The 22,677-nt window shown below is 66.5% G+C and carries 21 protein-coding genes; 17 read left to right on the forward strand and 4 right to left on the reverse strand.

Annotation, left to right across the window (positions count from 1 at the left end):
* The first annotated feature begins 228 nt into the window (after window positions 1–228).
* The 4 genes from P9236_RS16400 (at window position 229) to P9236_RS16415 (ending at window position 3,950) form a co-directional block, all read left to right on the forward strand.
* Complete coding sequence (locus P9236_RS16400; protein WP_278075685.1) at window positions 229–1,137, forward strand: Ku protein; 909 nt, start codon at window positions 229–231, stop codon at window positions 1,135–1,137.
* 17 nt (window positions 1,138–1,154) lie between these two features.
* On the forward strand, window positions 1,155–2,258 hold the full coding sequence (locus P9236_RS16405; protein ID WP_278075686.1) for a tetratricopeptide repeat protein: 1,104 nt from the start codon (window positions 1,155–1,157) through the stop codon (window positions 2,256–2,258).
* A gap of 216 nt (window positions 2,259–2,474) precedes the next feature.
* Entirely contained in the window at window positions 2,475–3,143 is a 669-nt protein-coding gene (locus P9236_RS16410) for an alpha/beta family hydrolase (RefSeq protein ID WP_278075687.1), read from the forward strand.
* Window positions 3,144–3,173: 30 nt separating this feature from the next.
* Window positions 3,174–3,950 (forward strand): exodeoxyribonuclease III, encoded by a 777-nt coding sequence (locus P9236_RS16415; RefSeq protein WP_278075688.1) that lies wholly within the window; start codon window positions 3,174–3,176, stop codon window positions 3,948–3,950.
* A 239-nt stretch (window positions 3,951–4,189) separates the two neighbouring features.
* Here the strand turns inward: P9236_RS16415 and P9236_RS16420 are convergent, their stop codons facing one another.
* On the reverse strand, window positions 4,190–4,279 hold the full coding sequence (locus P9236_RS16420) for a putative RiPP precursor (RefSeq protein WP_278075689.1): 90 nt from the start codon (window positions 4,277–4,279) through the stop codon (window positions 4,190–4,192).
* Window positions 4,280–4,644: 365 nt separating this feature from the next.
* Between P9236_RS16420 and P9236_RS16425 the strand changes: the two genes are divergently transcribed.
* From P9236_RS16425 to P9236_RS16445, 5 genes are all read left to right on the forward strand, one after another.
* On the forward strand, window positions 4,645–6,231 hold the full coding sequence (locus P9236_RS16425) for a WD40 repeat domain-containing protein (protein WP_278075690.1): 1,587 nt from the start codon (window positions 4,645–4,647) through the stop codon (window positions 6,229–6,231).
* A gap of 171 nt (window positions 6,232–6,402) precedes the next feature.
* Window positions 6,403–7,776 (forward strand): cytochrome c, encoded by a 1,374-nt coding sequence (locus tag P9236_RS16430; RefSeq protein WP_278075691.1) that lies wholly within the window; start codon window positions 6,403–6,405, stop codon window positions 7,774–7,776.
* Entirely contained in the window at window positions 7,776–8,279 is a 504-nt protein-coding gene (locus tag P9236_RS16435) for a (2Fe-2S)-binding protein (RefSeq protein ID WP_278075692.1), read from the forward strand. The genes P9236_RS16430 and P9236_RS16435 overlap by 1 nt, the downstream gene beginning before the upstream one ends.
* Window positions 8,279–10,525: a molybdopterin cofactor-binding domain-containing protein gene (locus tag P9236_RS16440; protein ID WP_278075693.1), complete on the forward strand. Its 2,247-nt coding sequence runs from the start codon at window positions 8,279–8,281 to the stop codon at window positions 10,523–10,525. Before P9236_RS16435 ends, P9236_RS16440 begins: the two co-directional genes overlap by 1 nt.
* A gap of 365 nt (window positions 10,526–10,890) precedes the next feature.
* The gene (locus P9236_RS16445) at window positions 10,891–12,912 is read left to right on the forward strand and encodes an amidase (RefSeq protein WP_278075694.1); all 2,022 of its coding nucleotides are present in this window, start codon (window positions 10,891–10,893) and stop codon (window positions 12,910–12,912) included.
* Window positions 12,913–13,118: 206 nt separating this feature from the next.
* Here P9236_RS16445 and P9236_RS16450 read toward each other — a convergent pair whose 3' ends face one another.
* Window positions 13,119–14,330 carry an MFS transporter gene (locus tag P9236_RS16450; RefSeq protein WP_278075695.1) on the reverse strand — a complete coding sequence of 404 codons (1,212 nt, stop codon included), beginning with the start codon at window positions 14,328–14,330 and terminating at the stop codon, window positions 13,119–13,121.
* Between the two features lie 97 nt (window positions 14,331–14,427).
* On the opposite strand from P9236_RS16450, the gene P9236_RS16455 reads away from it, so the two are divergent.
* The 6 genes from P9236_RS16455 to P9236_RS16480 all read left to right on the forward strand — a co-directional run bounded on the left by P9236_RS16455 (window position 14,428) and on the right by P9236_RS16480 (window position 19,140).
* Complete coding sequence (locus tag P9236_RS16455) at window positions 14,428–15,336, forward strand: LysR family transcriptional regulator (protein WP_278075696.1); 909 nt, start codon at window positions 14,428–14,430, stop codon at window positions 15,334–15,336.
* A gap of 242 nt (window positions 15,337–15,578) precedes the next feature.
* On the forward strand, window positions 15,579–16,130 hold the full coding sequence (locus tag P9236_RS16460; protein ID WP_278075697.1) for a cysteine hydrolase family protein: 552 nt from the start codon (window positions 15,579–15,581) through the stop codon (window positions 16,128–16,130).
* Window positions 16,131–16,336: 206 nt separating this feature from the next.
* Window positions 16,337–16,786: a GFA family protein gene (locus tag P9236_RS16465; RefSeq protein ID WP_278075698.1), complete on the forward strand. Its 450-nt coding sequence runs from the start codon at window positions 16,337–16,339 to the stop codon at window positions 16,784–16,786.
* Window positions 16,787–17,234: 448 nt separating this feature from the next.
* On the forward strand, window positions 17,235–18,434 hold the full coding sequence (locus P9236_RS16470) for an amidohydrolase family protein (RefSeq protein ID WP_278075872.1): 1,200 nt from the start codon (window positions 17,235–17,237) through the stop codon (window positions 18,432–18,434).
* Between the two features lie 93 nt (window positions 18,435–18,527).
* Complete coding sequence (locus P9236_RS16475) at window positions 18,528–18,704, forward strand: DUF2934 domain-containing protein (RefSeq protein WP_278075699.1); 177 nt, start codon at window positions 18,528–18,530, stop codon at window positions 18,702–18,704.
* Window positions 18,705–18,984: 280 nt separating this feature from the next.
* Entirely contained in the window at window positions 18,985–19,140 is a 156-nt protein-coding gene (locus P9236_RS16480) for a DUF1127 domain-containing protein (protein ID WP_278075700.1), read from the forward strand.
* Between the two features lie 124 nt (window positions 19,141–19,264).
* Here P9236_RS16480 and P9236_RS16485 read toward each other — a convergent pair whose 3' ends face one another.
* Window positions 19,265–19,579, reverse strand: coding sequence for a GYD domain-containing protein (locus P9236_RS16485; RefSeq protein WP_278075701.1), 315 nt, complete (start codon window positions 19,577–19,579; stop codon window positions 19,265–19,267).
* A gap of 350 nt (window positions 19,580–19,929) precedes the next feature.
* Between P9236_RS16485 and P9236_RS16490 the strand changes: the two genes are divergently transcribed.
* Window positions 19,930–21,099, forward strand: coding sequence for a PLP-dependent aminotransferase family protein (locus P9236_RS16490; RefSeq protein ID WP_278075873.1), 1,170 nt, complete (start codon window positions 19,930–19,932; stop codon window positions 21,097–21,099).
* 261 nt (window positions 21,100–21,360) lie between these two features.
* Here the strand turns inward: P9236_RS16490 and P9236_RS16495 are convergent, their stop codons facing one another.
* A complete protein-coding gene (locus tag P9236_RS16495) occupies window positions 21,361–21,660 on the reverse strand; it encodes a hypothetical protein (protein WP_278075702.1) in 300 nt (99 codons plus the stop codon).
* Between the two features lie 200 nt (window positions 21,661–21,860).
* Here P9236_RS16495 and P9236_RS16500 point away from each other — a divergent pair, with 200 nt between their 5' ends.
* A complete protein-coding gene (locus P9236_RS16500; RefSeq protein ID WP_278075703.1) occupies window positions 21,861–22,649 on the forward strand; it encodes a hypothetical protein in 789 nt (262 codons plus the stop codon).
* The last annotated feature ends 28 nt before the right edge of the window (window positions 22,650–22,677 follow it).

The following is a 22,677-nucleotide window of genomic DNA, read 5'->3' on the forward strand; positions in this document are numbered from 1 at the left end:
GTCTCCATCGACGCTTCCTACAATTTGAACTATCCTCCGCGCCACCCGTCCCAAAAACACTTCGCTAGGAATTCGGTTGTATCATCGGGGGTCGGTGTAGGATTTCCACGGCGTCGCTCGTCCTTCGGACGAAAAGCGCTGCAGAGAGCATGGTCCCAAAAAGTGGGAACCGGTTTTTGGACACCATGCTCCAAATAAAGTCAGTGCATGGCCGCGTAGGAGTTCGTCATGGCGCCCAGGGCAAGTTGGAAAGGTTACCTCAAGCTCAGCCTCGTCAGCTGTCCGGTCCGGCTTTATCCGGCCACCAGCGCGAGCGAGCGCATCTCGTTCAACCAGCTGCACAAGAAGACCCACAACCGCATCAACATGAAGCCGGTCGATCCCGAGCTCGGCCTGGTCGAGCGCTCGGACCTTGTCCGCGGCTACGAATATGAGGACAAGCAGTACATCATCATCGAAGACGCCGATCTCGATGCGGTCAGGATCGAATCCAATCACACGATGAATATCGAGGCCTTCGTCGACGAGGACGAGGTCGACGTCATCTATCAGGACTCGCCCTATTACCTTGCGCCCGACGGCGCCATGGCGGAGGAGACCTTCATCGTGCTGCGCGAGGCGATGCGCAAGTCCGGCAAGCTCGCCATCGCCCGCCTCGTGCTTTCGAGCCGCGAGCGCGTGGTGACGATCGGCCCGCGCGAGAACGGCATGTTCGTCTGCACCTTGAGGAACCCGAACGAAGTGCGCGGCACGGCTGAATATTTCGGCAACATCCCCGCCGGGAAGCCGGACCCGGAAATGCTCGATCTCGCCCAGGCGCTGATCAAGCAGAAGGAAACCCACTTCGATCCGAAGAACTACGAGGATCGCTACGAGGTGGCGTTGATGGCGATGATCCGCGAGAAGCTCAAAGGCCACAAGCCGATCATCGCGGCAGCACCGGAGCGCGGCAACGTCATCAATCTGATGGATGCGCTGAAGGCGAGCCTGCAGCAGTCGGCCAAGCCGCCGGCCAAGTCGAAGAGCAAGGCCGAGGAAGCGCCGGCCAAGCCCGCCAAGAAGGCGGCTGCCGGCGGCGCGCCTGAGAATCCGCTGAAGGCTAACCTGTTGAAGGCCGTCGGCAAGAGCAAGAAGTGACGGGAGACGCAGGGCCAGTGATCCTCCCCGGCGCCGTCTTCGGCGTCGTCGGCGCGCTTGCCGCTTTTCCGCTCAGGCTCGCCGCCCGCGAGGTCGAGCGCCGCCATGCCGAGCTGAGGCGCGGCGTCACGCGGCGCACGACCCATGTCGTGTTCGGCCGCGCGCTGCTCGCCAAGGCCGGGCTGGCAAAGGCCGGCGACGCCGAGATCGAGCGCCGCGCGAAGGCCGAGCGCGACGCCGGGCGCACGCTCATCAGCGAGAACGGCTTCCTGCGCCTGCTCGGGCTGATGAAGGCGCCGGAGGTGTCGTCGCTGTCCAGGCAGTCGCTGATCGACCAGTCGCGGCTCGCCGGCGACGACCTCGACATGCTGTCGCTGTTCGACGCCTTCGAGCATGACGGCGAGCCCTATTCCTTCCGCGACCTGATCCTGGCCAGAAAATATGCCGGGTTGATCGCCAGCGGCGCCAGTTGGGGCGCCATCGCGCGCTCGGTGCATCGCTCCGGCCCGGTGGCATCGCTCACCGCCAAGTCGCTCAATCTCGGCTCGCAGCATGGCCGCCCGGACGCGATCTATCTCGACGAGGGAAGGAGCGAGCTCGACGGCCAGCTGCTGTTCGATCTAGGCAGCCCGGAAGACGACAAGCTGGAAGAGCTTTTCTCGGAGGCTGAAGCCGCGGAGGACGAAGGGCGCCACGACGACGCGGCTGCCCTTTACCAGCGCTGCATGGCGATCGACCCGAAGGACGCCATCGCCGCCTTCAATCGCGCCAACTGCCTGCGCGGCGCCGGCCGCGTCGCGGAAGCCGCGCATGACTATGCGCGGGCGATCAAGCTCGATCCCGGCTTCGTCGAAGCCTGGTTCAACCTCGCCGGGCTGATGAGCGACGAGGGCAAGGTCGCCTCGGCAAGGCGGCATCTGCAGAAGGCGATCGCGCTCGACAAGGCCTATGCCGACCCGGTGTTCAACCTGGCGCGGCTGGAGTTCGATGTGGGCAATCTGCCGGAGGCGCGGCGGTTGTGGGCGCGGTATCTGGAGCTGGATGCGGAGTCCGAGTGGGCGGGGTTGGCGCGGAAGGGGATTCAGTTCGTGGATTTGCATATGGCGCGGACGGCGGGGTGAGCGCCTTTCCTTCTCCCCTTGTGGGAGAAGGTGGATCGGCGCGTCAGCGCCGAGACGGATGAGGGGTGCTGGACGGAATGAGGCACTAGTGATCTTGTTGCGTGCCGGTACATCGATGGGCGTGTTCGCCAAGCTGGAGCACCCCTCATCCGTCCGAGCTTCGCTCGGCCACCTTCTCCCACAAGGGGAGAAGGGGTCGCCCACGCCGGAGACACCATGACCTACTTCCTCTTCGACGGCCCGGAAACCGCCCCCGTCACCATCCTGCTCGCCCACGGCGCCGGCGCGCCGATGGATTCCGCCTCGATGGCCGCCACCGCCAAAGCGCTCGCCGCAGCCGGCTTCCGCGTCGCGCGCTTCGAATTCCACTACATGGCGTCGCGCCGCTACGGCCATCGCAAGCCGCCGCCGCGCGCCGAGACGGTGAACCCGGAATACGTCAAGGCGATCGCCGATCTGCGCGCCAAGGGCATGAACGGTGAGCTGATCATCGGCGGCAAGTCGATGGGCGGGCGCGTCGCATCGATGGTCGCCGACGAGATGTTTGCCAAGGGCGAGATCGTCGGTCTGGTCTGTTTGGGCTATCCCTTCCACCCGCCCGGCAAGCCTGAGCAGCTTCGGACGAAGCATCTTACCGACTTGAAGACGCCGACGCTGATCTTCCAGGGCACGCGCGACGAGTTCGGCACGAAGGACGAGGTCGCGACCTACGGCCTTTCCGAGGCTATTCAGATTGTCTGGCTGGAGGACGGCGACCACGATTTGAAGCCGCGCAAGGCGATCTCGGGGTTTTCGGCGGCGGATCATCTGAAGACGGTGGCGGAGATGGTGAAGGCCTGGATGGCGCCATCGACTTCGTCATCCTCCGGTCAAGCTCGAGGATGACGAAGCGAGGGGCGCCTTCGGTATCCAAAAATGAAACTCGCCACCTTCAACATCAACAACATCAACAGCCGGCTCGAAAACTTGTTGGCCTGGCTCGCCCGCGCAAAACCCGACGTCGTCTGCCTGCAGGAGCTGAAATCCCGCGACACGCAGTTTCCGCTGACCCGGCTGGCGAATGCCGGCTATGGCGCGGTATGGAAGGGCGAGCCGACCTGGAACGGCGTCGCCATACTCGCACGGGGCTCGGAACCTGTGCTTACCAGGAACGCTCTGCCCGGCGATGATGCCGACCGCCAGGCGCGCTATATCGAGGCCGCGGTCGACGGCATCGTGATCGCCTGCCTCTATGCGCCCAACGGCAACCCGCAGCCGGGGCCGAAATTCGACTACAAGCTCGCCTGGCATGAGCGCTTCGCCACCCATGCCGAGCAACTGCTCGGGACCGGCCTGCCGGTGGTGCTTGCCGGCGATTACAACATCGTGCCCGAGCCGCGCGACATCTACGCTACGCGCTCCTATGACGACAACGCGCTGGTGCAGCCTGAAAGCCGCGCCGCCTTCGCCGCGCTGATCGAGCAAGGCTGGACTGACGCGCTGCGAAAAGTCTTTCCGAAGGCGGAGAAGCTCTACACCTTCTGGGACTACCGCCGGAACCGCTGGCCACGCGACGCGGGGCTCAGGCTCGACCACATCCTCTTGTCGAAGAAGCTGGCGCGAAAACTGAAAGGGGCGGGTATCGATCGCGAGGTGCGGGGCGGGGACAACGCCAGCGACCACGCGCCGGTGTGGGTGGAATTGGCGACCTGACCTTCTCCCTTGTGGAAGAAGGTGGCTCGGCGCGTAGCGCCGAGACGGATGAGGGTGTTGGAAGAAATGAGACGCTTGGTGATCTTATTGCTTGCCGGAATACACTGAACGTATCCGCCGAGCTGGAGCACCCCGACGGCCGACACAGGACGCCCTTCGCTGCCGGATCACCCTGCCGGTCCGCCATTGCCTGACGATTCGCGAAAATGCTCGCGCGAAAGCCTAGCGTCTCAAAATCGTCAAGTCGCCGTGGATGGTGCCACCTGCGCGGTAACGGCCGAAAGCCGGCCCTTTTTCACCAGGGAAGGCCTCTCATAAATCTTCTTCATGCCAAGCTCTCCTGAAAATCCCGCCCGGATGATGTCATAAGGCCGTTTTCTGTCAACCAAGCCGGCTAGCAGTCCCGTCTATTCTTAGGGAATGTGGCTTTCTGCTCACACCGCCGGCGCTTTATGGCACGAAAGACATCGGCGCCGCCGGCCCTGCGGCATCGGATATTGGCTCGTCGGTCGAGTAACGTCGGCAAGCCTCGGCAATTGAGTGGAGGAACACAGGTGAGTGGAGGAACACAGGCCCGGTCGAGGCACATTTATCCTTCTTCGTGTGATGTCTCGCACTTAGCCCCGGAAAGAAGCTCGGCTAGGATGGCCGATGCGCTTTCCGCTATCGGGCAGGAAGGCGCGGGGGAACGCCTATGAAAAGATCGACCGACAGGCTGCTGGCGCTGGCGATGCTCGCCGTCGGCCTCGTCTGCTTCGCCAAGCTCTATTTGGCGCTGGGCGGAAAGCCCCCGGCCACGACGAGCGCCGAGGTCTTCGGCGCGGCGGGCGTGCTTTCGATTCTCGCCGGGCTTTTGTTCCTCGCCGGCCTGCTGCCGGCGGCGCCGAAGCACGATCCTGCGGCGCCTCTCTTCGGCCGCGACGCCGAGATCGTGCCAGCCGGGCGCCCCAGGTTGCGCCGCATCGCGCTTGCCGTGCCGCTCGTTGCCCTGCTCGCCATCGTCGCCGACCAGCTCGGCCCCTGGCGGACGCCTGGTGGCGAACCGGCCGAATCCAAGGAGGTTGCTGCCGCTCCGGCGCAGCCCGCGACGCCGGCCGGGATCGCGCCGGCCCCGGCCCCGGCTCCCCTCATTCAGGAATCGGCGGAGAGCCCGTCCGGCGGTCCCGTCGCGGCGCCCGCCGAGCCGACGCCTCTGGCCACGGTGCCGCCCGACGTGATGCCAGTGCCGCCAGCGCAGCCGTCAACGCAGCAGGCTGCCCCAGCCGCCCCGGAGCCCGTCCAGCAGACGGCGTTGGCGCCCGTTGCGCAGCCCGAAATGGCCTCGCCGCCCGAGACTGTGGCGCCGCCCCCGCCCGAGCCGCCGACGCAGCCGACCGCGCCGGAAGGCCATCGCGATGCCGTCGTCTGGCTGGCGGTCTCGGCCGACGGGCATGAGATCATGAGCGCCAGCACCGACCGCATGATCAAGCTCTGGGACATCGACGGCAAGCGGCTGATCCGCGACCTTGGCGTCCACAAGGACATGGCGCGCACGGCACTCTTCATGCCCGACGGCAAGACCGCGCTCACCGCCGGCGACGATGGCGAGATCGTGCTGCGCCAGCTTTCCGACGGCGCGGTGCTGCATGTCTTCTCGTCGGGCCAGAACGGCGGCGTCAACAAGCTCGCCGTCAGCCCGGACGGCAAACGCGCCGTCAGCGGCCACGACAGCGGTTCCGTCATCGTCTGGGATCTGGAGAAGGGAACTGTCCTGCATGTGCTGCCCGGCCACGACTGGTCCGTCAGCTCGGTCGCCGTCTCGCCCGACGGCACAAGAGCGCTCACCGGCAGCATCGACGGCGAGCTCAAGCTTTGGGACATCGGCACCGGCAAGCAATTGCGCAGCTGGCATGGCCACGACCGCGGCGCCTATGGCGCGCTCTTCACCGCTGACGGCCGCCACGCGGTGATCGGCAGCGGCGACTACACGATCAAGCTCTGGGACCTCGACAGTTTCAGGGAAGTGCGCCGCTTCGATGGCCATTCCGGCACGGTCTATGCGCTCGCTCTGTCCGCCGACGGCAAGCGGCTGGGCTCGGTCTCGCTCGACGGCACCGCGCGCGTCTGGAACATGGACACAGGCGCCGAGATCACCGAATTCGACCCCGGCACCGGGCCGATGTACTCGGTGGCGTTCGCCGCCGACGGCACACTTCTCACCGGCGGCATCGACCGCACCATCCGCGGCTGGCCGGCGGCCGGCGGGAATGGGACGGTGCTGTTCGCCGGCGCGCCGGAGTAACGCAGGAGATTGGCGAAAACCTGCGAGACGGCCGATCTCCTCCCTTGCGGGGAGATCAGCAGCTTCGGCGTCTTCGCCAATTGACGGCGCGCGGCTCCTGCCTAGTTCATCCCCGATGACGGCGCTGACCTTCCCGACTGCCCGCCACACCTCGCGCAAGGGAGTCACTCCTTGAAACGCTTCTGGATCGGCGTTCTCATCCTCGTTGTCGTTTGCGCGGCCGGCTTCGGCGCCTATGCCTGGAAGCCCGAGATCGATCCGGTCGAACCGCCGCAGCGCGCCTCTTTCGACCAGGCGCTGATCGAAAAGGGAGCCGTGCTCGCCTCGGTCGGCAACTGCACCGCATGCCACACCAAGCCAGGCGAAAAATCCTTCGCCGGCGGGCTGGCGGTGCCGACGCCCTTCGGCACGATCTATTCCACCAACATCACGCCGGACCCCAAGACCGGCATCGGACGCTGGTCGGAGGCCGCCTTCAGCCGGGCCATGCGCGAGGGCGTCGAGCGCGACGGCGATCATCTCTACCCGGCCTTTCCGTTCGACCATTTCACGCTTGTGTCCGACCAGGACAACAAGGCGCTCTATGCCTATCTGATGACGCGCCGGCCGGTGGAGAACCAGCCTCCCGCCAATGAGCTGCCGTTCCCGCTGAACGTGCGGTTTGTTCTGGCCGGCTGGAAGCTGCTCTTCTTCGACAAGGGTGCTTATCGCGAGGACGCGTCCCAGAGCGCGGAGTGGAACCGCGGCGCCTATCTGGTCGAGGGCCTCGGCCATTGCGGCGCCTGCCACACGCCGCGCAACACACTCGGCGCCGAAAAGAAGGGATCGCATATGGCCGGCGGCGAGGCCGAGGGCTGGACAGCCTTCGCGCTAGACGCCTCGTCCTCCGCTCCGATCCCATGGACGCGTGACAGCCTCTCTGCCTATCTGAGGCAGGGCTGGCAGGCCGATCATGGCGTGGCCAAAGGACCGATGGCCGAAGTCACCGGCAATCTCGGCCGGCTGCCCGATTCCGACATCGGCGCCATCGCCACTTACCTGACGTCCCGCATGGGCGCGCCGACGCCCGAGCGCGTGGCGAGAAGCGAGGAAATCCGCAAGAAGCTCTCGACCGACCAGGGCGGCATGCCGATACCGGCGAGCGCCACGACCGGCAGCGCGGTGAGCCGCGGCGGCGCGATCTACCAGGCGGCCTGCGCGACATGCCACGACGGCAGCCGCCCGCAGCCCTTCGGCGGCATCGATTTCCATCTCTCCAGCACGATCGCCGCGCCCGATCCGCAGAATGCGATCAACGTCGTCCTGTTCGGCCTGCCGGCGGCAAGCGGCCGCCAGAGCCCGATCATGCCGGGCTTCGCCGCGATGCTGAAGGACGATCAGGTGGTCGACCTGCTCGCCTATCTGCGCGAGGCCTATGCGGCCAAGCCGGCCTGGGCGGACGCGAAAGCGAAGCTCGCCGATACCAGGAGCGGGAAATATCAGGTCAGCGTTCGGCCCTCCGACGGCATCGAGCGCGCCCCCGAAAACATAGGAGCTAAGGACTGATGGTTAAGCTCAACGTCAATGGCGCCGCGCACGACGTCGACGTCGATCCGGCGACGCCGCTGCTCTATGTGCTGCGCAACGATTTGAAGCTCAACGGCGCCAAGTTCGGCTGCGGCCTCGGCCAGTGCGGCGCCTGCACGGTGATGGTCGACGGCGAGGCCGTCTTCTCCTGCCTGACGCCGGCCATGCTCGTCGAGGGGCGCGCGATAAGGACGGTCGAGGGCCTCGGCACGATCGACAATCCGGGCCCGATGCAGAAAGCCTTCATCGAGGAGCAGGCGGCGCAATGCGGTTATTGCATCGCCGGCATGATGATGCGGGCGCAGGCGCTGCTCGAGGCGAAGCCCGATGCCGCCGATGCCGACATCAGGCAGGCGCTGGAGCCGAACCTGTGCCGCTGCGGCACGCATATGCGCGTCCTGCGCGCCGTGGCCCGGGCGCGCGACCTGATGAAGGCGAGGTCGGCCGGCCTGGCGCCCACCGCTGCCACGGGGAGGGGATGATGAACGCGCCGAGCCCGCATTTCCCGGATATGACGCGGCGCGGCTTCCTGGCGGGAGCCGGCGCGCTGGTCGTTTCCTTCGCCATCCCCGCCGAAGCGCAGGAGGGCGTGACGCCGCCGGGCGCTCCAGCCGCCAAGCCGAAGCTGCCGGGCAGCCTCGCCGACACGCCCTCGCTCGACGCCTGGATCCGCATTGACTCGGACGGCTCCATCACCGTCTTCACCGGTAAGGCCGAGCTTGGCCAGGGCACCAAGACATCGCTGCGCCAGATCGCGGCCGAGGAGCTGGAGGTCGAGCCCGCGGCGATCAAGCTGATCACTGCCGACACCGCGCTGACGCCGAACGAAGGCTATACGGCCGGCAGCCAGACGATCCAGAACAGCGGCACCGCGATCCGCTACGCGGCGGCGCAAGTGCGCCAGATCCTTCTCGCCAAGGCGAGCGAAAGGCTCGGCGCGCCGGTCGATGCGCTCAAGGCCGAGGCCGGCAGGATCGTCGGGCCGAACGGCGCCAAGGCCGGCTATGGCGAGCTGGTCTCGGCCGATTTTCTGCATGTCGACGCCGCCGCAGACACCAAGCTCAAAGCTCCCGGAACCTATCGCGCGATCGGCAAGCCCTTCGCGCGGGTGGACATTCCGGCCAAGGTCACCGGCGGCGCGGCCTACGTGCAGGACATGCGGCCGCCGGGCATGGTGCATGCCCGCGTGGTCAGGCCGCCGAGCTATGGAGCGAAGCTGACCGATTTCGCCGATGCCGCCGTGAAGGCGATGCCGGGCGTGATCGCTGTCGTGCGCGACGGCGATTTTCTGGCCGTCGTCGCCGAGCAGGAGTTCCAGGCGGTGAAGACCATGCGCGCCATGGCCGCCGTCGCGAAGTGGCAGGAGCAGCCGACGCTCCCCGACCAGAACGACATGCCGGCCTTCCTGGAGAAGTCGGTTTCGGAAGTCGGCGCCGTGACCTCGGCCGGCGCCGAAAGCGCGCCGGGGGCCAAGACGCTGCAGGCGCAGTTCACGCGCGCCTACCAAATGCACGGCTCGATCGGCCCGTCGAGCGCGGTGGCCATGCTGGACAACGGCCTGACGACGGTGTGGACGCACACGCAGGGCGTCTATCCCGACCGCAAGGCAATCGCCGAGATGCTCGGCGTGCCGCCCGAGAAAGTGCGCTGTATCCATACCGAGGGTTCCGGCTGCTACGGCCATAACGGCGCCGACGACGCCGCCGCCGATGCGGCGCTGATCGCCCAGAAAGTGCCGGGCAAGCCGGTGCGCGTGCAATGGATGCGCGACCAGGAGCATCTGTGGGAGCCCTACGGGCCGGCGATGCTCACCAGGGCGAGCGCCACGCTCGACCAGAACGGCGGCATCGTGAACTGGCATTACGATCTGTGGAGCAACAGCCACGGCACGCGGCCGGGCTCCGCCGGATCGCTGATCGCCGGGCGGCTGATGGCGCGGCATTTCCCGCCCGACCCCGCCAAGCTGCAGATTTCGCCGCTCGGCAATGGCGACCGCAACGCGATCCCGCTCTATGACGTGCCGAATCAGCGCGTGAACTGGCACTTCATCGCCGACATGCCGGTGCGGGTTTCCTCGCTGCGCGGGCTCGGCGCCTATTGCAACGTCTTTTCCATCGAAAGCTTCATGGACGAGCTGGCGCTGGCGGCGAATGCCGATCCGGTGGAATACCGGCTGCGCCACCTGAAGGACCCGCGCGCCAGAAAGGTGATCGAGGTGGCGGCGGAAAAGTTCGGCTGGTCGAAGAATCCCTTGCCGCAAGGCCGGGGTAGGGGTTTCGCCTTCGCCAAATACAAGAACCACGCCGCTTGGCTTGCCGTGGCGCTGGAGGCGGATGTCGATCGCGACAGCGGCACGGTCCGCATCTCGCATGTGGTCTGCGCCGTCGACTGCGGCGAGGCGGTGGCGCCGGATTCGATCGTCAACCAGACCGAGGGCGGCATATTGCAGTCCCTGAGCTGGACGCTCTACGAGGCCGTCCATTTCGACAGGACGCGCATCCTGAGTTCCGACTGGTCGGCCTATCCGATCCTGCGCTTCAGCGCCGTGCCGGACAGCATCGATGTCCATGTCGTCGACAATCCCGGCACGCCCTATCTCGGCGTCGCCGAAGCCGCCCAAGGCCCCACCGCCGGCGCTATCGCCAACGCGTTTCGCTCTGCCACGGGCAAGCGCATCTACGACCTGCCCTATACGCGCGAGCGGGTGAAGGCGGTGCTGGGGGTTTAGGGGGGCGGTGCCGGCTGGCGAAAGCCTGCGCGGCAGCCAATCTCCCCCCTTGTGGGGGAGATGCCCGGCAGGGCAGAGGGGGCGCTGTCCCGCCAGCATTTCAGTCGAGCCACTATCTTCTTGGAGGCGAATTCCGCAGAGGCCGAGTTCCTTCGCACCCCCCGCTGGCCTGCCGGCCATCTCCCCCGCATGGGGGGAGATCGGCAGTTCCGGCGGCGGCGCCCTCTCTGCAATGTCGCTGATTGGCGGAAGCGACGGCAACATCCAATCTCCCCCCTTGCGGGGGAGATGCCCGGCAGTGCAGAGGGGGGTGTGACGGAACGCGGCCTTTGGCCGTTGTGGCCGCCACACAAGCAGGGAATGAGATGAACACCCTCAACCTCGTCGAAGCCTCGATCGCCGACCTGCGCCGCGCGCTGGAGGAAGGCGCCGTCACCAGCGTCGAGCTTGTCGGCGCGTATCTGCGGCGCATCGCGCATTACGACCGGCACGGCATCGCGCTGAACGCCGTGCCCATCCTCAATCCGAAGATGTTCGAGGAGGCGGCGGCTTCCGACCGCCGTCGCCTCCAAGGCAAAACGCTCGGGCCTCTCGACGGCATCCCCTACACCGCCAAGGACAGCTACAAGGCGAAGGGCCTGACGGTCGCGGCAGGCTCACCCGCCTTCGAGCATCTCGCCGCCACCGGCGACGCCTTCACCATCGCCAGGCTGCGCGCGGCGGGCGCGGTGCTGATCGGCCTCACCAATATGCCGCCGATGGCCAATGGCGGCATGCAGCGCGGCGTCTATGGCCGCGCCGAAAGCCCCTACAACGCCGACTACCTCACCGCCGCCTTCGCCTCCGGCTCGTCCAACGGCTCGGGCACGGCGACCGCCGCGAGCTTCGCCGCCTTCGGGCTCGGCGAGGAGACCTGGTCGTCCGGCCGCGCGCCGGCCTCCAACAATGCGCTGATCGCCTACACGCCCTCGCGCGGCGTGATCTCTGTGCGCGGCAACTGGCCGCTGGTGCCGACCATGGATGTGGTGGTGCCGCACACGCGCTCGGTTCCCGACCTGCTGGAGCTGCTCGACGTGATCGTCGCCGACGATCACGTCACGCGCGGCGATTTCTGGCGCGTGCAGTCCTGGGTGCCGATCCCCAAGGCTTCGGCGCTTCGGCCGGCAAGCTATACGGGGCTTTCGCTGCAAGGCGCGCTCAGGGGCAAGCGGCTCGCTGTCCCCAGAATGTATATCGGCAAGGATGAAGGCGCCGAGCGGCCGATCGAGACGCGCGCCTCGGTGCTCGATCTTTGGCGGCAGGCGGCGCGCGACATGGAAGCGCTCGGCGCCGAGGTGGTCGAGGTCGATTTCCCCGTCGTCTCGAACTACGAGCGCGACCGTCCGGGCGCGTGCTCCATGGTCGATCGCGGGCTGGTGCCGCGGGAGTTTGCCCAACGCGAGCTCCGGGACCTGTCGATCTGGTCGTGGGACGATTTCCTGCGCGCCAATGCCGATCCGGCGCTCCCCGATCTCGCCTCGGTCGACGGGCCGAAGATCTTCCCGCAGCCGCCGGGCGCACTGCCCGACCGCTACGGCGACGACGGCTTCGACCTGGCGGAGTATGTCGAGTGGGCCAAGCAGGGTGTCTCGCCGCTCGAAGACATTCCCACGATCGAGGCAGGGCTGAAGGGCCTGGAGGCAACGCGCCGCGTCGATTTCGAGGATTGGCTCGGGGCCAACCGGCTCGACGCCGTGGTGCTGCCGGCTGTCGCCGATGTCGGTCCGGCCGATGCCGACGTCAACAAGGCCTCGGCCGATCTAGCCTGGCGCAACGGCACTTGGGTCGCCAACGGCAATCTGGTCTGGCGCCATCTCGGCATCCCGACGGTGACGGTGCCGATGGGCACCATGGCCGACATCGGCATGCCGGTGGGTCTGACCTTCGCCGGCAAGGCCTATGGCGACGTCGGGCTGCTGACGATGGCCGGCGACTACGAGCGCTCCACGCAGCGCCGCACCGTTCCGCCGCGCACGCCGGCGCTGGCAGACGACGTGTTTGTGGCGCGCGGCGGTATGACGAGCGGTGCCGGTGACGCGCCGTTTGCCCTGACGCTGACTGCCGAGACGGCCCACGCCGGCGATTCCGACGAGATTGCCATCGAGCTGGAGATTGAGGCGGGCGAGGCGGAGCCGGATGCGGTCGTGAAAGTCCACGTCAATGGTGAGGCGGTCATCATGCAGCCGGGAGGTAACCGCTACACCGGCCGGGTCGAGGTGCCGGCCTCGACGCATCAGGGCTTCCACAGCGTCTGGCGCGGTTCCTACGGCTCGATCGTGACGGCCATTGCGCGATTGCCGGATGGGCGTGCGGCGGGCGCCTATGTTGTGACGGGCGGGATTGAGTGAGGCGCCTCTCCTTCTCCCCTTGTGGGAGAAGGTGGCCGAGCGAAGCTCGGACGGATGAGGGGTGTTGGACGGATCGCTGCCTCGAGGAACTAAGCACTTACAATCGCTCGATATTTCATCCCCTCATTTCTTCCAACACCCCTCATCCGTCTCGGCGCTGCGCGCCGATCCACCTTCTCCCGCAAGGGGAGAAGGAGGGCGCCCCGCTACCTCACCCAATCCACCACCAGCGCCGCCACCCCGAATACGGCGCCCGCCGCGCAGACCGCATTCCATCCGCCCCACGCCCAGGCCATCCCCGCCAGCAAAGAGCCGACAGCGCCGCCGATGAAGAAGATCCCGACGAACAATCCGTTGAGGCGCCCGCGCGCTTTCGGCTGCAAAAGGTTGACGGCGCGGCGGCCGAGGGTCTGGTCGCCGGTGACGCCGATGTCGAGCAGCACGGCGCTGATACCCATCAGCACCAGCGGCAACCATGAACCGCCGGTCTGCGCTGCGCCCGCCCACGCCGCGAGGCCGAGCGCGGCGATCAGGCCGAGATGGCAGAGAACCGTCGCCGGCCGCGTGAAGCCGCGATCGCCGGCGCGGCCGAAGAGCGGCGTCACCACCGCGCCGCCGGCGCCGGCCAGCGCGAACAGCGCGATGCCGCGCTGGCCGAGATCGAAGGGTGCTGCTGCAAGGCGCAGCGCCACCGCCGTCCAGAACACGCTGAAGGCAGCCATCGCCAGGCTCGCCGTCAGCGCGCGGCGGCGCAGCACCGGTTCCTGGCGCAAAAGCTCCAGCAGCGAGGCGATCAACGCCGCGTAGCTCGTGTGCGCCAGCGGCCGCCGCCGCGGCAAGGCGAGGCCGAGCAGGATGGCGAGCAGCGCCAGCGCCGCGGCGCTGATGCCGTAGAAGGCGCGCCAGCCGAAGACGTCGGCGGCCAGGCTGGCGAGCGGCCGCGACAACAGGATGCCGATCATCAGCCCGCTCATCACGTCGCCGATGACGCGCCCGTCCTGTCCGGGCGGCGCCATCGAAGCGGCGACCGGCACCAGCACCTGGATGCAGGAGCAGGCGGCGCCCAGCACGAACAGCACGGCGAGCAGTGAGGTGGCTGACGGCGCGAATGATGCGATCGCCGCCGCGATCGCCGCCGCGCCGAGCATGCGCAGCACCAGCGCCCGGTTCTCGACAAGGTCCGAGAGCGGTACCAGGAAGAACAGCCCGGCGGCATAGCCGAGCAAGGTCGCCATAGAGACCAGGCCGCTCTCCGATGCCGCCGCGCCCAGCGACGGGCCGATCAGCCCGACCAACGTCTGCGGCGCGAACAGGTTGGTGACGATGATGCCGACCGAGGCGGCAAAGAGCAGCGTTTGCGATCGGGTGATGGTTTCGGCCGGCCGCTCGGCCAATTGCGCGTTGTGCGTTCCGTGCATGAGGCTCCTCGCTGTTCGCATATCCAGTGAGGACTTTATTCGGAATAGGCATAATGCTACAATTGAATTGATATGATAATGATTATGCGAGATACGCATGAATATCCACGACCTCGAAGCCTTTGTCGCCGTCGTCGAAACCGGTTCCATCGTCGGCGCCTCGGCCAGGCTCAACCTCACCCAGCCAGGCGTCACGCGCCGCATCCAGAATCTCGAGGAGCGGCTGGCCACCCCCTTGCTCGACCGCCAGTCGAAACCGCTGAAGCCGACCGCCTCGGGCCGCGAGGCCTATGAGCATGGCCGCCGCGTGCTGCGCTCGCTGGAGGATCTGAAGGCGGGCGTGTCGCCGGCCGGCGAGGTGAGGGGCGAGTTCCGGCTGGGCATCATGCCCTATCTCTCGACCAGCGCGCTCTCCGAGCCGCTCGACAGTCTTCGCGCGGCCTTTCCGCAGCTGACGCTGAAAATCACCTCCAGCCTGTCGCCGCGCCTGGTGGAGCAGGTGCTGCACAGCGAAATCGACGCCGTCGCCGTCTGCCTCGCCGAAGGTGTCGCGCCGCCGGCGGAACTCGTCGGCGACGATCTCGGCGTGCAGGCGGTGCTGCTGGTTGCCTCGCGAGGCCTCGGCGTGCCGAAACCGGCCGAGCTCACCGACCTTGCGCGCTACCCTTGGGTGCTCAACGAGACCGGCTGCGGCTTCCGCGCCTTCATCCGCCACCGCTTCGAAGTGGCGCGGCTGCCTTTCCACGTCGGCGTCGAGGCGCAAGGGGCCGATCTCAGGATGTCGCTGGTGGCGCGCGGCCACGGCATCGGCGTCGTCACCCCCGGCGCCCTGTCTGGCAGTCCGTGGCGCGACGCGGTCGAGGTGGTCGACTGCCCCGGCTTCAAGCCGCAGGTGCGCTGCTGGCTCCTCCACCGCCCGCCGGCGGGAAGACTCGCGCGGCCGATCGCGGTGTTCCGCGAGGCGCTGGCAGAAGCGCTGAAGGGACCCATGCCGCTGATGTCGTAGCGCCCACCTTCTCCCCTTGTGGGAGAAGGTGGCCGAGCGAAGCTCGGACGGATGAGGGGTGTTGGACGGATCGCGGCGTTGAAGAGGTAAGCGATTGAAAATGCAAAATATTTTTTGCGCCTCATTCCTTCCAGCACCCCTCAACCGTCTCGGCGCTGCGCGCCGATCCACCTTCTCCCACAAGGGGAGAAGGAGAAGGCTGCCGCCTTGACCCACCCCCCGACCACGCTATCCTCACCGCCATGCCAGACACCGCCCCCTCCGCCGCCGCTCCGCTTATCGTCATCGACCTGCAGACCGGCATGTTCGACGGCCGTTTCGATCCTCCGATCCACGACGCGGACACGATCGCCGAACGCGCCCGAAGACTGATCGACTGGGCGCGCCGTTCCGGCCGCAAGGTGGCCTTCATCCGCCATGACGGACCGGCGGGCGATCCGCTGGCGCCGGGCGCTTCCGGCTGGCCGGTCTGGCCGCAGCTCGGCCAGGCCGCCGGCGAGCCGACCTTCGGCAAGACGGTCGGCAATGCCTTTTCCAATGCCGAGCTCGGTCAGTGGGTCGCGGGGCAGGGCGCGCGCGACGTCGTGCTCATCGGCGCCCAGACCGATTTCTGCGTTGCCGCAACAGTGAAAGGCGCCTTTGCCGAAGGGCTTGGCGTCACCGTGGTTTCGGATGCGCATTCGACACTGGATTCTCAGGAGGAGAAGGCGCCGGAGATCATCGCGCGGCACAATGCGGCCTTTGCCGAGCAGGGCGCGCGGCTGACGACGACGGCGGTGTTGGTTGGCAGCTGAGCGCCAGTTCCCTTCTCCCCTTGTGGGAGAAGGTGGATCGGCGCGCAGCGCCGAGACGGATGAGGGGTGTTGGAAGAAACTCGGGGTCTGCTGGTTGAAGCGCCAGGACTCCATCGCCTCGCTTCGTCCAGCACCCCTCATCCGTCGCCTTCGGCGACACCTTCTCCCACAAGGGGAGAAGGGGAAGACCCCAAAGGAGCCCTACCGTGCCAACGCTTTCCCTGCCCGCCGAAGGAGGCTGCCGCTGCGGCCGCGTGCGCCTGAAAATCTCGGCAAAGCCGCTGCTCACCATGGCCTGCCACTGCACCGGCTGTCAGCTCATGTCCTCCAGCGCCTATTCGCTGAGCGCCGCCATTCCCGCGGAAGGTTTCGAGATCACCAAGGGGGAGCCGGTGATCGGCGGCCTGCATGGCGCCTCGAGACACTATTTCTGCGGCTACTGCATGACCTGGATGTTCACCCGGCCGGAGGGGCTCGACTGGTTCGTCAACCTGCGCCCGACCATGCTCGACGACCATGCCTGGTTCACGCCCTTCATCGAGACCTGGACCAGCGAGAAATTATCCTGGGCGACGACACCCGCCGTGCACAGCTACGCGGCCCTGCCGGCCTTCGAGGAGTATGAGGGGCTGGTCGCCGAATACGCCCAAGCCTGATTGCCCAAAAGAAGCGGCGACCGCGGGGTCGCCTTGGTTCATGGTCGACGCGGCCGTTGGGGGCGACATTGTTGGGGATGTGCTTGGGCGTCCGCGTCGACCACGGCGGCCTCGTACCGCAGACCGCACCATCGCATATTTTTTGCGCGCGGAAACTTCCGCGAAAGCGGAATAGGCAGTGGCACCTTCTCCCCTTGTTGCGGGAGAAGGTGCCGCCGAAGGCGACGGATGACGCGTGCTGGGCGGAGCGAGACGTTGGAGGTCAGGTGCTCAAAATCATCCACGCCTCGTTCCTTCCAACATCCCTCATCCGTCTCGGCCCTGCGCGCCGATCCACTTTCTCCCGCAAGGGGAGAAGGGAAAGGGCGAAAGACTTTCTATCTTCCGCTGCATTGACCTCGGCCCACCGGGCGGCGACGACTGGCGCTTTCGCTTCCAACGGATTTGCATCTTGCGCCAGACCCATTTCCTCAACGCCAAGCTCGCCGACGGCTCGCTGGCCAACCTGACCGTCACCGACGGCCGCTTCAGCGCCATCACGCCCGCAGCCAAGCCAGCCAGTCCGGCGCCGGGCGCCATCGATCTCGCCGGCCAACTCGTCCTGCCGGCCTTCGTAGAGGGCCATATCCATCTCGACACCTCCTTCTATGGCGATGCCTGGCGCCCGCACATTCCCTGCACCAACGGCTTCGACGTGCGCGAGCGCGTCGCCTTCCAGATGCGGAACCTCGAGTGGGCCGCGCCGATGGAAGAGCGCGCGAAAAACCAGCTCGAGCTCTGCGTCGGCAATGGCAGCCTTGCGATGCGCAGCCACGTCATGGTTGACGCAGCGGTCGGGCTGAAGCATGTCGAGACGATCCTTGCCGTGCGCGAAAAATATCGCGACGTGATCGACATCCAGCTCGTCGCCTTCCCGCAGAGCGGCATCCAGTCGTCGCCCGGCACGGCCGAGCTTCTGGACAAGGCGCTGAAACTCGGCTGCGAGCTTGTCGGCGGGCTCGACCCGGCGAGCTTCGACCGCGACGTGAAGGGCCATCTCGATGTCGTCTTCGGCCTCGCCGAGAGGCGCGGCGCCGGCGTCGACATCCATCTGCATGACGGCGGCGCGCTCGGCCTGTTCGAGATCGAGGAGATCGCCGCGCGGACAACGGCGCTGGGCATGCAAGGGAAAGTCGCCATCAGCCACGCCTATGCGCTGGGCGACATTTCCGCCGACGCGTTGGCCAAAGCGGGCGACATGCTCGCCGCTTCCGGCGTCGCCGTGATGACCAACGCGCCGGGCAATCATCCCTTTCCGCCGGTGGCCGCGCTGCGCAAGGCTGGTGTGACCGTCTTCGGCGGCTCCGACAACATCCGCGATTCCTGGTGGCCCTATGGCGATGGCGACATGCTCAACCGTGCCAACATGATCGGCTACCGCTCCGGCTTTTACGAGGACCGGGAACTGGAAGCGGCCTTCGACGTGGTGAGCCATGCAGGCGCCAGGGCGCTCGGCCTTGAGGGCTACGGCATCGCCGTCGGCGCCAAGGCCGATTTCGTCGCGCTCAGGGCCGGGCATGTGCCGGAGGCGGTGGTGGCGGTGCCGAAGGAGCGCACGGTGTACCGGGCGGGCAGGGCGGTCGCCAGCGGCGGCGCAATGATCGGCTGAGCGGCGCGGAAAATCGGCTGCGGCCCACTCAGTCACGGATCGTTTCGCCGCTACCAACGTTCCTTCTGGTGAAATCGAGATCCGGAGGAACCGATGGCTGATCAGAGCAGGGAAGAGCGCATCCGCATGCGCGCTTATGAACTTTGGGAAAAGGAAGGAAAGCCCGAGGGCGCCGACTTGCGCTTTTGGGAACAGGCGATGAGCGAGATCGACGAAGAGGATCAAAGGCAGGATACGTCGGGCAAACGCGCCCGCCGGGCCGGCGCATAGACGCCGAGCACCATGAAGTTCTGAAAGCCGAATGGCGAGGGGCCGGACGGCAGGCGCCGGATTATGCGGGCGCCTGCCGCCGCCTTCGCTTGATCGCCTGACATAGCGGGCGCCGCGGATCGACATGCGCCTCCACCCGCAATTAGTTTGCATGCATATGTTTCAGGCCGCTTCGGCTTCGTGAAGCATTTCACCGTTTCCGCGCAATCGGCTGGTTACAGACGCACCGCAAAAGCGGCGCGCCCGGCACTATTTTGCCGCTGCTGAAGTGGAGGTCGCGATGTTTAAGAGCCTTAGCCGAATCCGGGCCGCCTTTGCGCGGGCGAGCCAGCGCCGCAGGACGGTGCGCGAGCTGAATGAACTGCCGCCGGAGATCCGCAGGGATATCGGCTTGCCCGATCCCGTCCAGGACATAGAGATTCGGTTGCCCTTCTAACCGCATGTCGCCCGAAAGTGTGCGGCGGTTTTGGGACAACGACATGCGTCAAAACAAAGGCCGCTTTGGCGATGCGACGCCGGCGGCACGGGCGCGTTTGTGTCCGTGCCGCTGGGTCCGACGCTCAGCCGGCGGGCTTGTAGGCGCCGGCGGCCTTGTTGGCGGCTGCAATCACGGCTTTCATGTCGAGCTCTTCGAGCACGACGAGGTCGCTCACCGAGCCACTGGCCCGCACGGCAAGGGCCATGCCCATCCCGGCAACCTGATCCGGCACCTCGCCATTGACGACGACGTCGTACATGCCGCGCGTGAACGTCAGGTTGCTCATCCTGCCGCCGACGCTTTCAAAAAGCGCCTGGATTGCAACTTCGCGGTTCGATCCCTGCATCAGCCCCTTGGCGGCATGGGGTTCGTAATTCGCCAATATGGTAACCTTCATGGCTAATCTCCTCCCAATATCCTGTCTCGGCTGCTCGATTGTCGGGCAGCACACAGCAGTGTCTTTCGCTGGCATTTGACATGGTCTGCGGACCGCCTGGACAAGCACAGCCAACGGCGGTTCAACCGGAGCAAACGGCTTCGGATCGACTCAATATGCGCCCATTCTAATATGACGACAATCCCGACCTGCACGGCCGGGCGATTGGCCTGTGCGCGCTTCGCGGCTGGGCTATTCAATTCGGCTAAAAAGCCTGATAATAGGTCAGCTACATTGACCTAAATAAGAACTCGCCCTGCGGGAGGTGCGCCTTGACCCTGTTGAACCTTCTGGCCTCGCGCTCCTCGCGCATGAAGGCCTCGGAAATCCGCGAGCTGCTCAAGCTGCTCGACCAGCCCGACATCATTTCCTTCGCCGGCGGCATTCCGGATCCGACGCTGTTTCCAGCCGAGGCCATCGGCGACGCCTACCAGGCGGTGCTCGGCGGCGCGGAGGCGGGCGCCGCCTTGCAATATCAGGTCAGCGAAGGCTTTCTGCCGCTGCGCAAATGGTTGGCCGACTACATGGGCAAGCTCGGCGTCCGGTGCGACGAGGGCAATATCTTCATCACCTCCGGCTCGCAGCAGGCGCTCGACTATCTCGGCAAGCTGTTTTTGTCGCCCGGCGACACCGCGCTGGTGACCTGGCCGACCTATCTCGGCGCGCTGCAGGCCTTCAACGCCTATGAGCCGCGCTACGACCGGCTGAACGTAGCCGGCGGCAACATGACACCGGAAGCCTATCGCGCGGCCGCCGCGGCCAATGGCGGCAAGGTGAAGTTCGCCTATCTGGTGCCGGATTTCGCCAACCCGACCGGCAATACGCTCGATGCCGGGCAGCGCGAGGCGGTGCTCGATCTTGCCGGCGAGCTCGACATAGCCGTCATCGAGGACGCCGCCTATCGGGCGCTGCGCTATGACGGCGAGGCCGTGCCGCCGATCCTGGCGCTCGACTGCGCGCGTTCCGGCGGCATCGACAAGGCCCGCACGCTCTATTGCGGCTCGTTTTCCAAGATCCTGTCGCCCGGCATGCGCGTCGGCTGGGTCTGCGCGCCGCGCCACGTCGTGGAAAAGCTGGTGCTGATGAAGCAGGCCTCCGACCTGCACAGCCCCTCGATCAACCAGATGGTCATGCACCGGGTCGCCGAAACCATCTTCGATGGCCAGGTGGAGAGGCTGATCGGCGCCTATCGCCGGCGTCGCGACGCGCTGCTCGGCGCGCTCGAGGAAAACATGCCGGACGGCATTTCCTGGAGCCGGCCGGACGGCGGCATGTTCGTCTGGCTGACGCTGCCCGAAGGCTCGGACGCAACCGACCTCCTGGCGCGTTCGGTGAAGGAGGCGCGCGTCGCCTTCGTTCCCGGCAAGGCCTTCTACGCCGACGGCACTGGCCGCAACACGCTGCGTATGTCGTTCACGCTCGCGGATGACCGCGCGGTGGGCGAGGGTGTGCCAAGGTTGGCGAGGTTGCTAAGGGGATAGTCCCCCCTCGAGGGGAAGATCAACGGCCGGCTATCACCTCTGCCTCGCGCAGGCGTGATTGCTGGTGCGTAGGCGTGATTGTCGGGGCGGCCGATTCTTCAGCTAGGGTCGCGGCCGATCCAACACCCCCTGGATCGACAGGCCGCGAAGTCCCACCTTCACGGCCCGAACGAAACAGCCCCGACGGCCTCCACCGGCGGGGCTTTTTTATAGGCCCGCATCGGGGAGCCGACGCAGAGAGCGCGACAGGGCCAAGCGATGCTACTTGTTGCAGTTCTGCATGTCGGAAGTCATGGCGCCGCTAGGAGTGTTGTTGTCGGTATCGTAGCCGCCGCTGTCCTTGCAGCGGTCCTCCATGCCGTTCGACTTGTTCGTGGAACCGGTCGTGGTCGTATCCGTCTGGGTCGGAGTTGTGCCAGTCACCGTTCCGCCGCCGTTCACGCCGCCCGACGCGCTGCCCGACGCATTCGTACCGGCGCTCGTGCCGGTCGATTGCGCCACCGCGGCCGAGGTCGCGAGCGCAAGGGTGAGCACGCAAGCTGCGAGGATTTTCTTCATCATGAGGAAATCTCCATCGGTTTGCATCGTTGATTGAATTTCCAACGGAGCATTCCAGGGGATGTTCCGGCTGAAAGAATTCGTGAAGGCCGCATCGCCGGCCTTTTCGAGGGGCTTGGCGGATAGATCGCGCGACGGTCGGCCCTTGCAGGAGAGGGCCGATAAGGTCAAATGTGTCGCCCCGGCCGGTGAGAGAGGATGGCATGGATGCATCGCTCCGCGTGACACTGTTGCTCGGCAGCGCGCCCGATGTCATGCGCTGCGCTTCATGGCCGAAGCGGGCCTTCGCCGACATCGTCGCCATCAACAATGCTTGGCGTGTGCGCTCCGACTGGGACATCCTTGTCCATGCCGGCGATTTCCCGGCCGATCGCATGCCGCGGCCCGATCCGGAGCGGCGGATTTTCAGCGCCGCCGACTATGTGCCGGCTCAGAACAGCTTCGGCGGCTTCGCCTATGCCGGCGGCACCATGTCGATGACGGCGGCCTACTGGACCGTCCACAGCCAGAGACCGGACGTGCTCGCCTTCCTCGGCTGCGACATGATCTACGATCATGCCGGCGACACGCATTTCTACGGCACCGGCCGCGCCGACCCGCTGCGCGGCGACATCACGCTGCAGAGCCTCGAGGCAAAGTCCGCGCGCCTGCTGATCCACGCGCTGCGGCGCGGCACGCTCTGCGTCAACCTGTCGGACCTGCCGCGCAGCCGGCTGATATTCCCGAAGCTCTCCTTCGAGGAGGTTCGGGCGCTCACGCCATCGCGCCTTGCCGCCATGCGGGCCGAGTTGCGCGCCTGCATCGATACCGAGACGGTGGATGCGGCCGAGGCGATGGAGCGCGAGTTCGACTATTTCTACGAGGACGGGATGTACTGGAACCACCTCGACGAGATCGACGGCGCCAAGCTCGCCCGCATCGACCGTTTGTGGCTGGCGGCCGTCGCGGAACTGGTGGCACCGCCGCTGGAGGAATGCAACGCGGCGGAGTAGGGGGAGTTTGGTGGTGACCCCTGTGAAG

This window comes from Mesorhizobium sp. WSM4884 (assembly GCF_029625675.1).
In the GTDB taxonomy this organism is placed as follows: domain Bacteria; phylum Pseudomonadota; class Alphaproteobacteria; order Rhizobiales; family Rhizobiaceae; genus Mesorhizobium.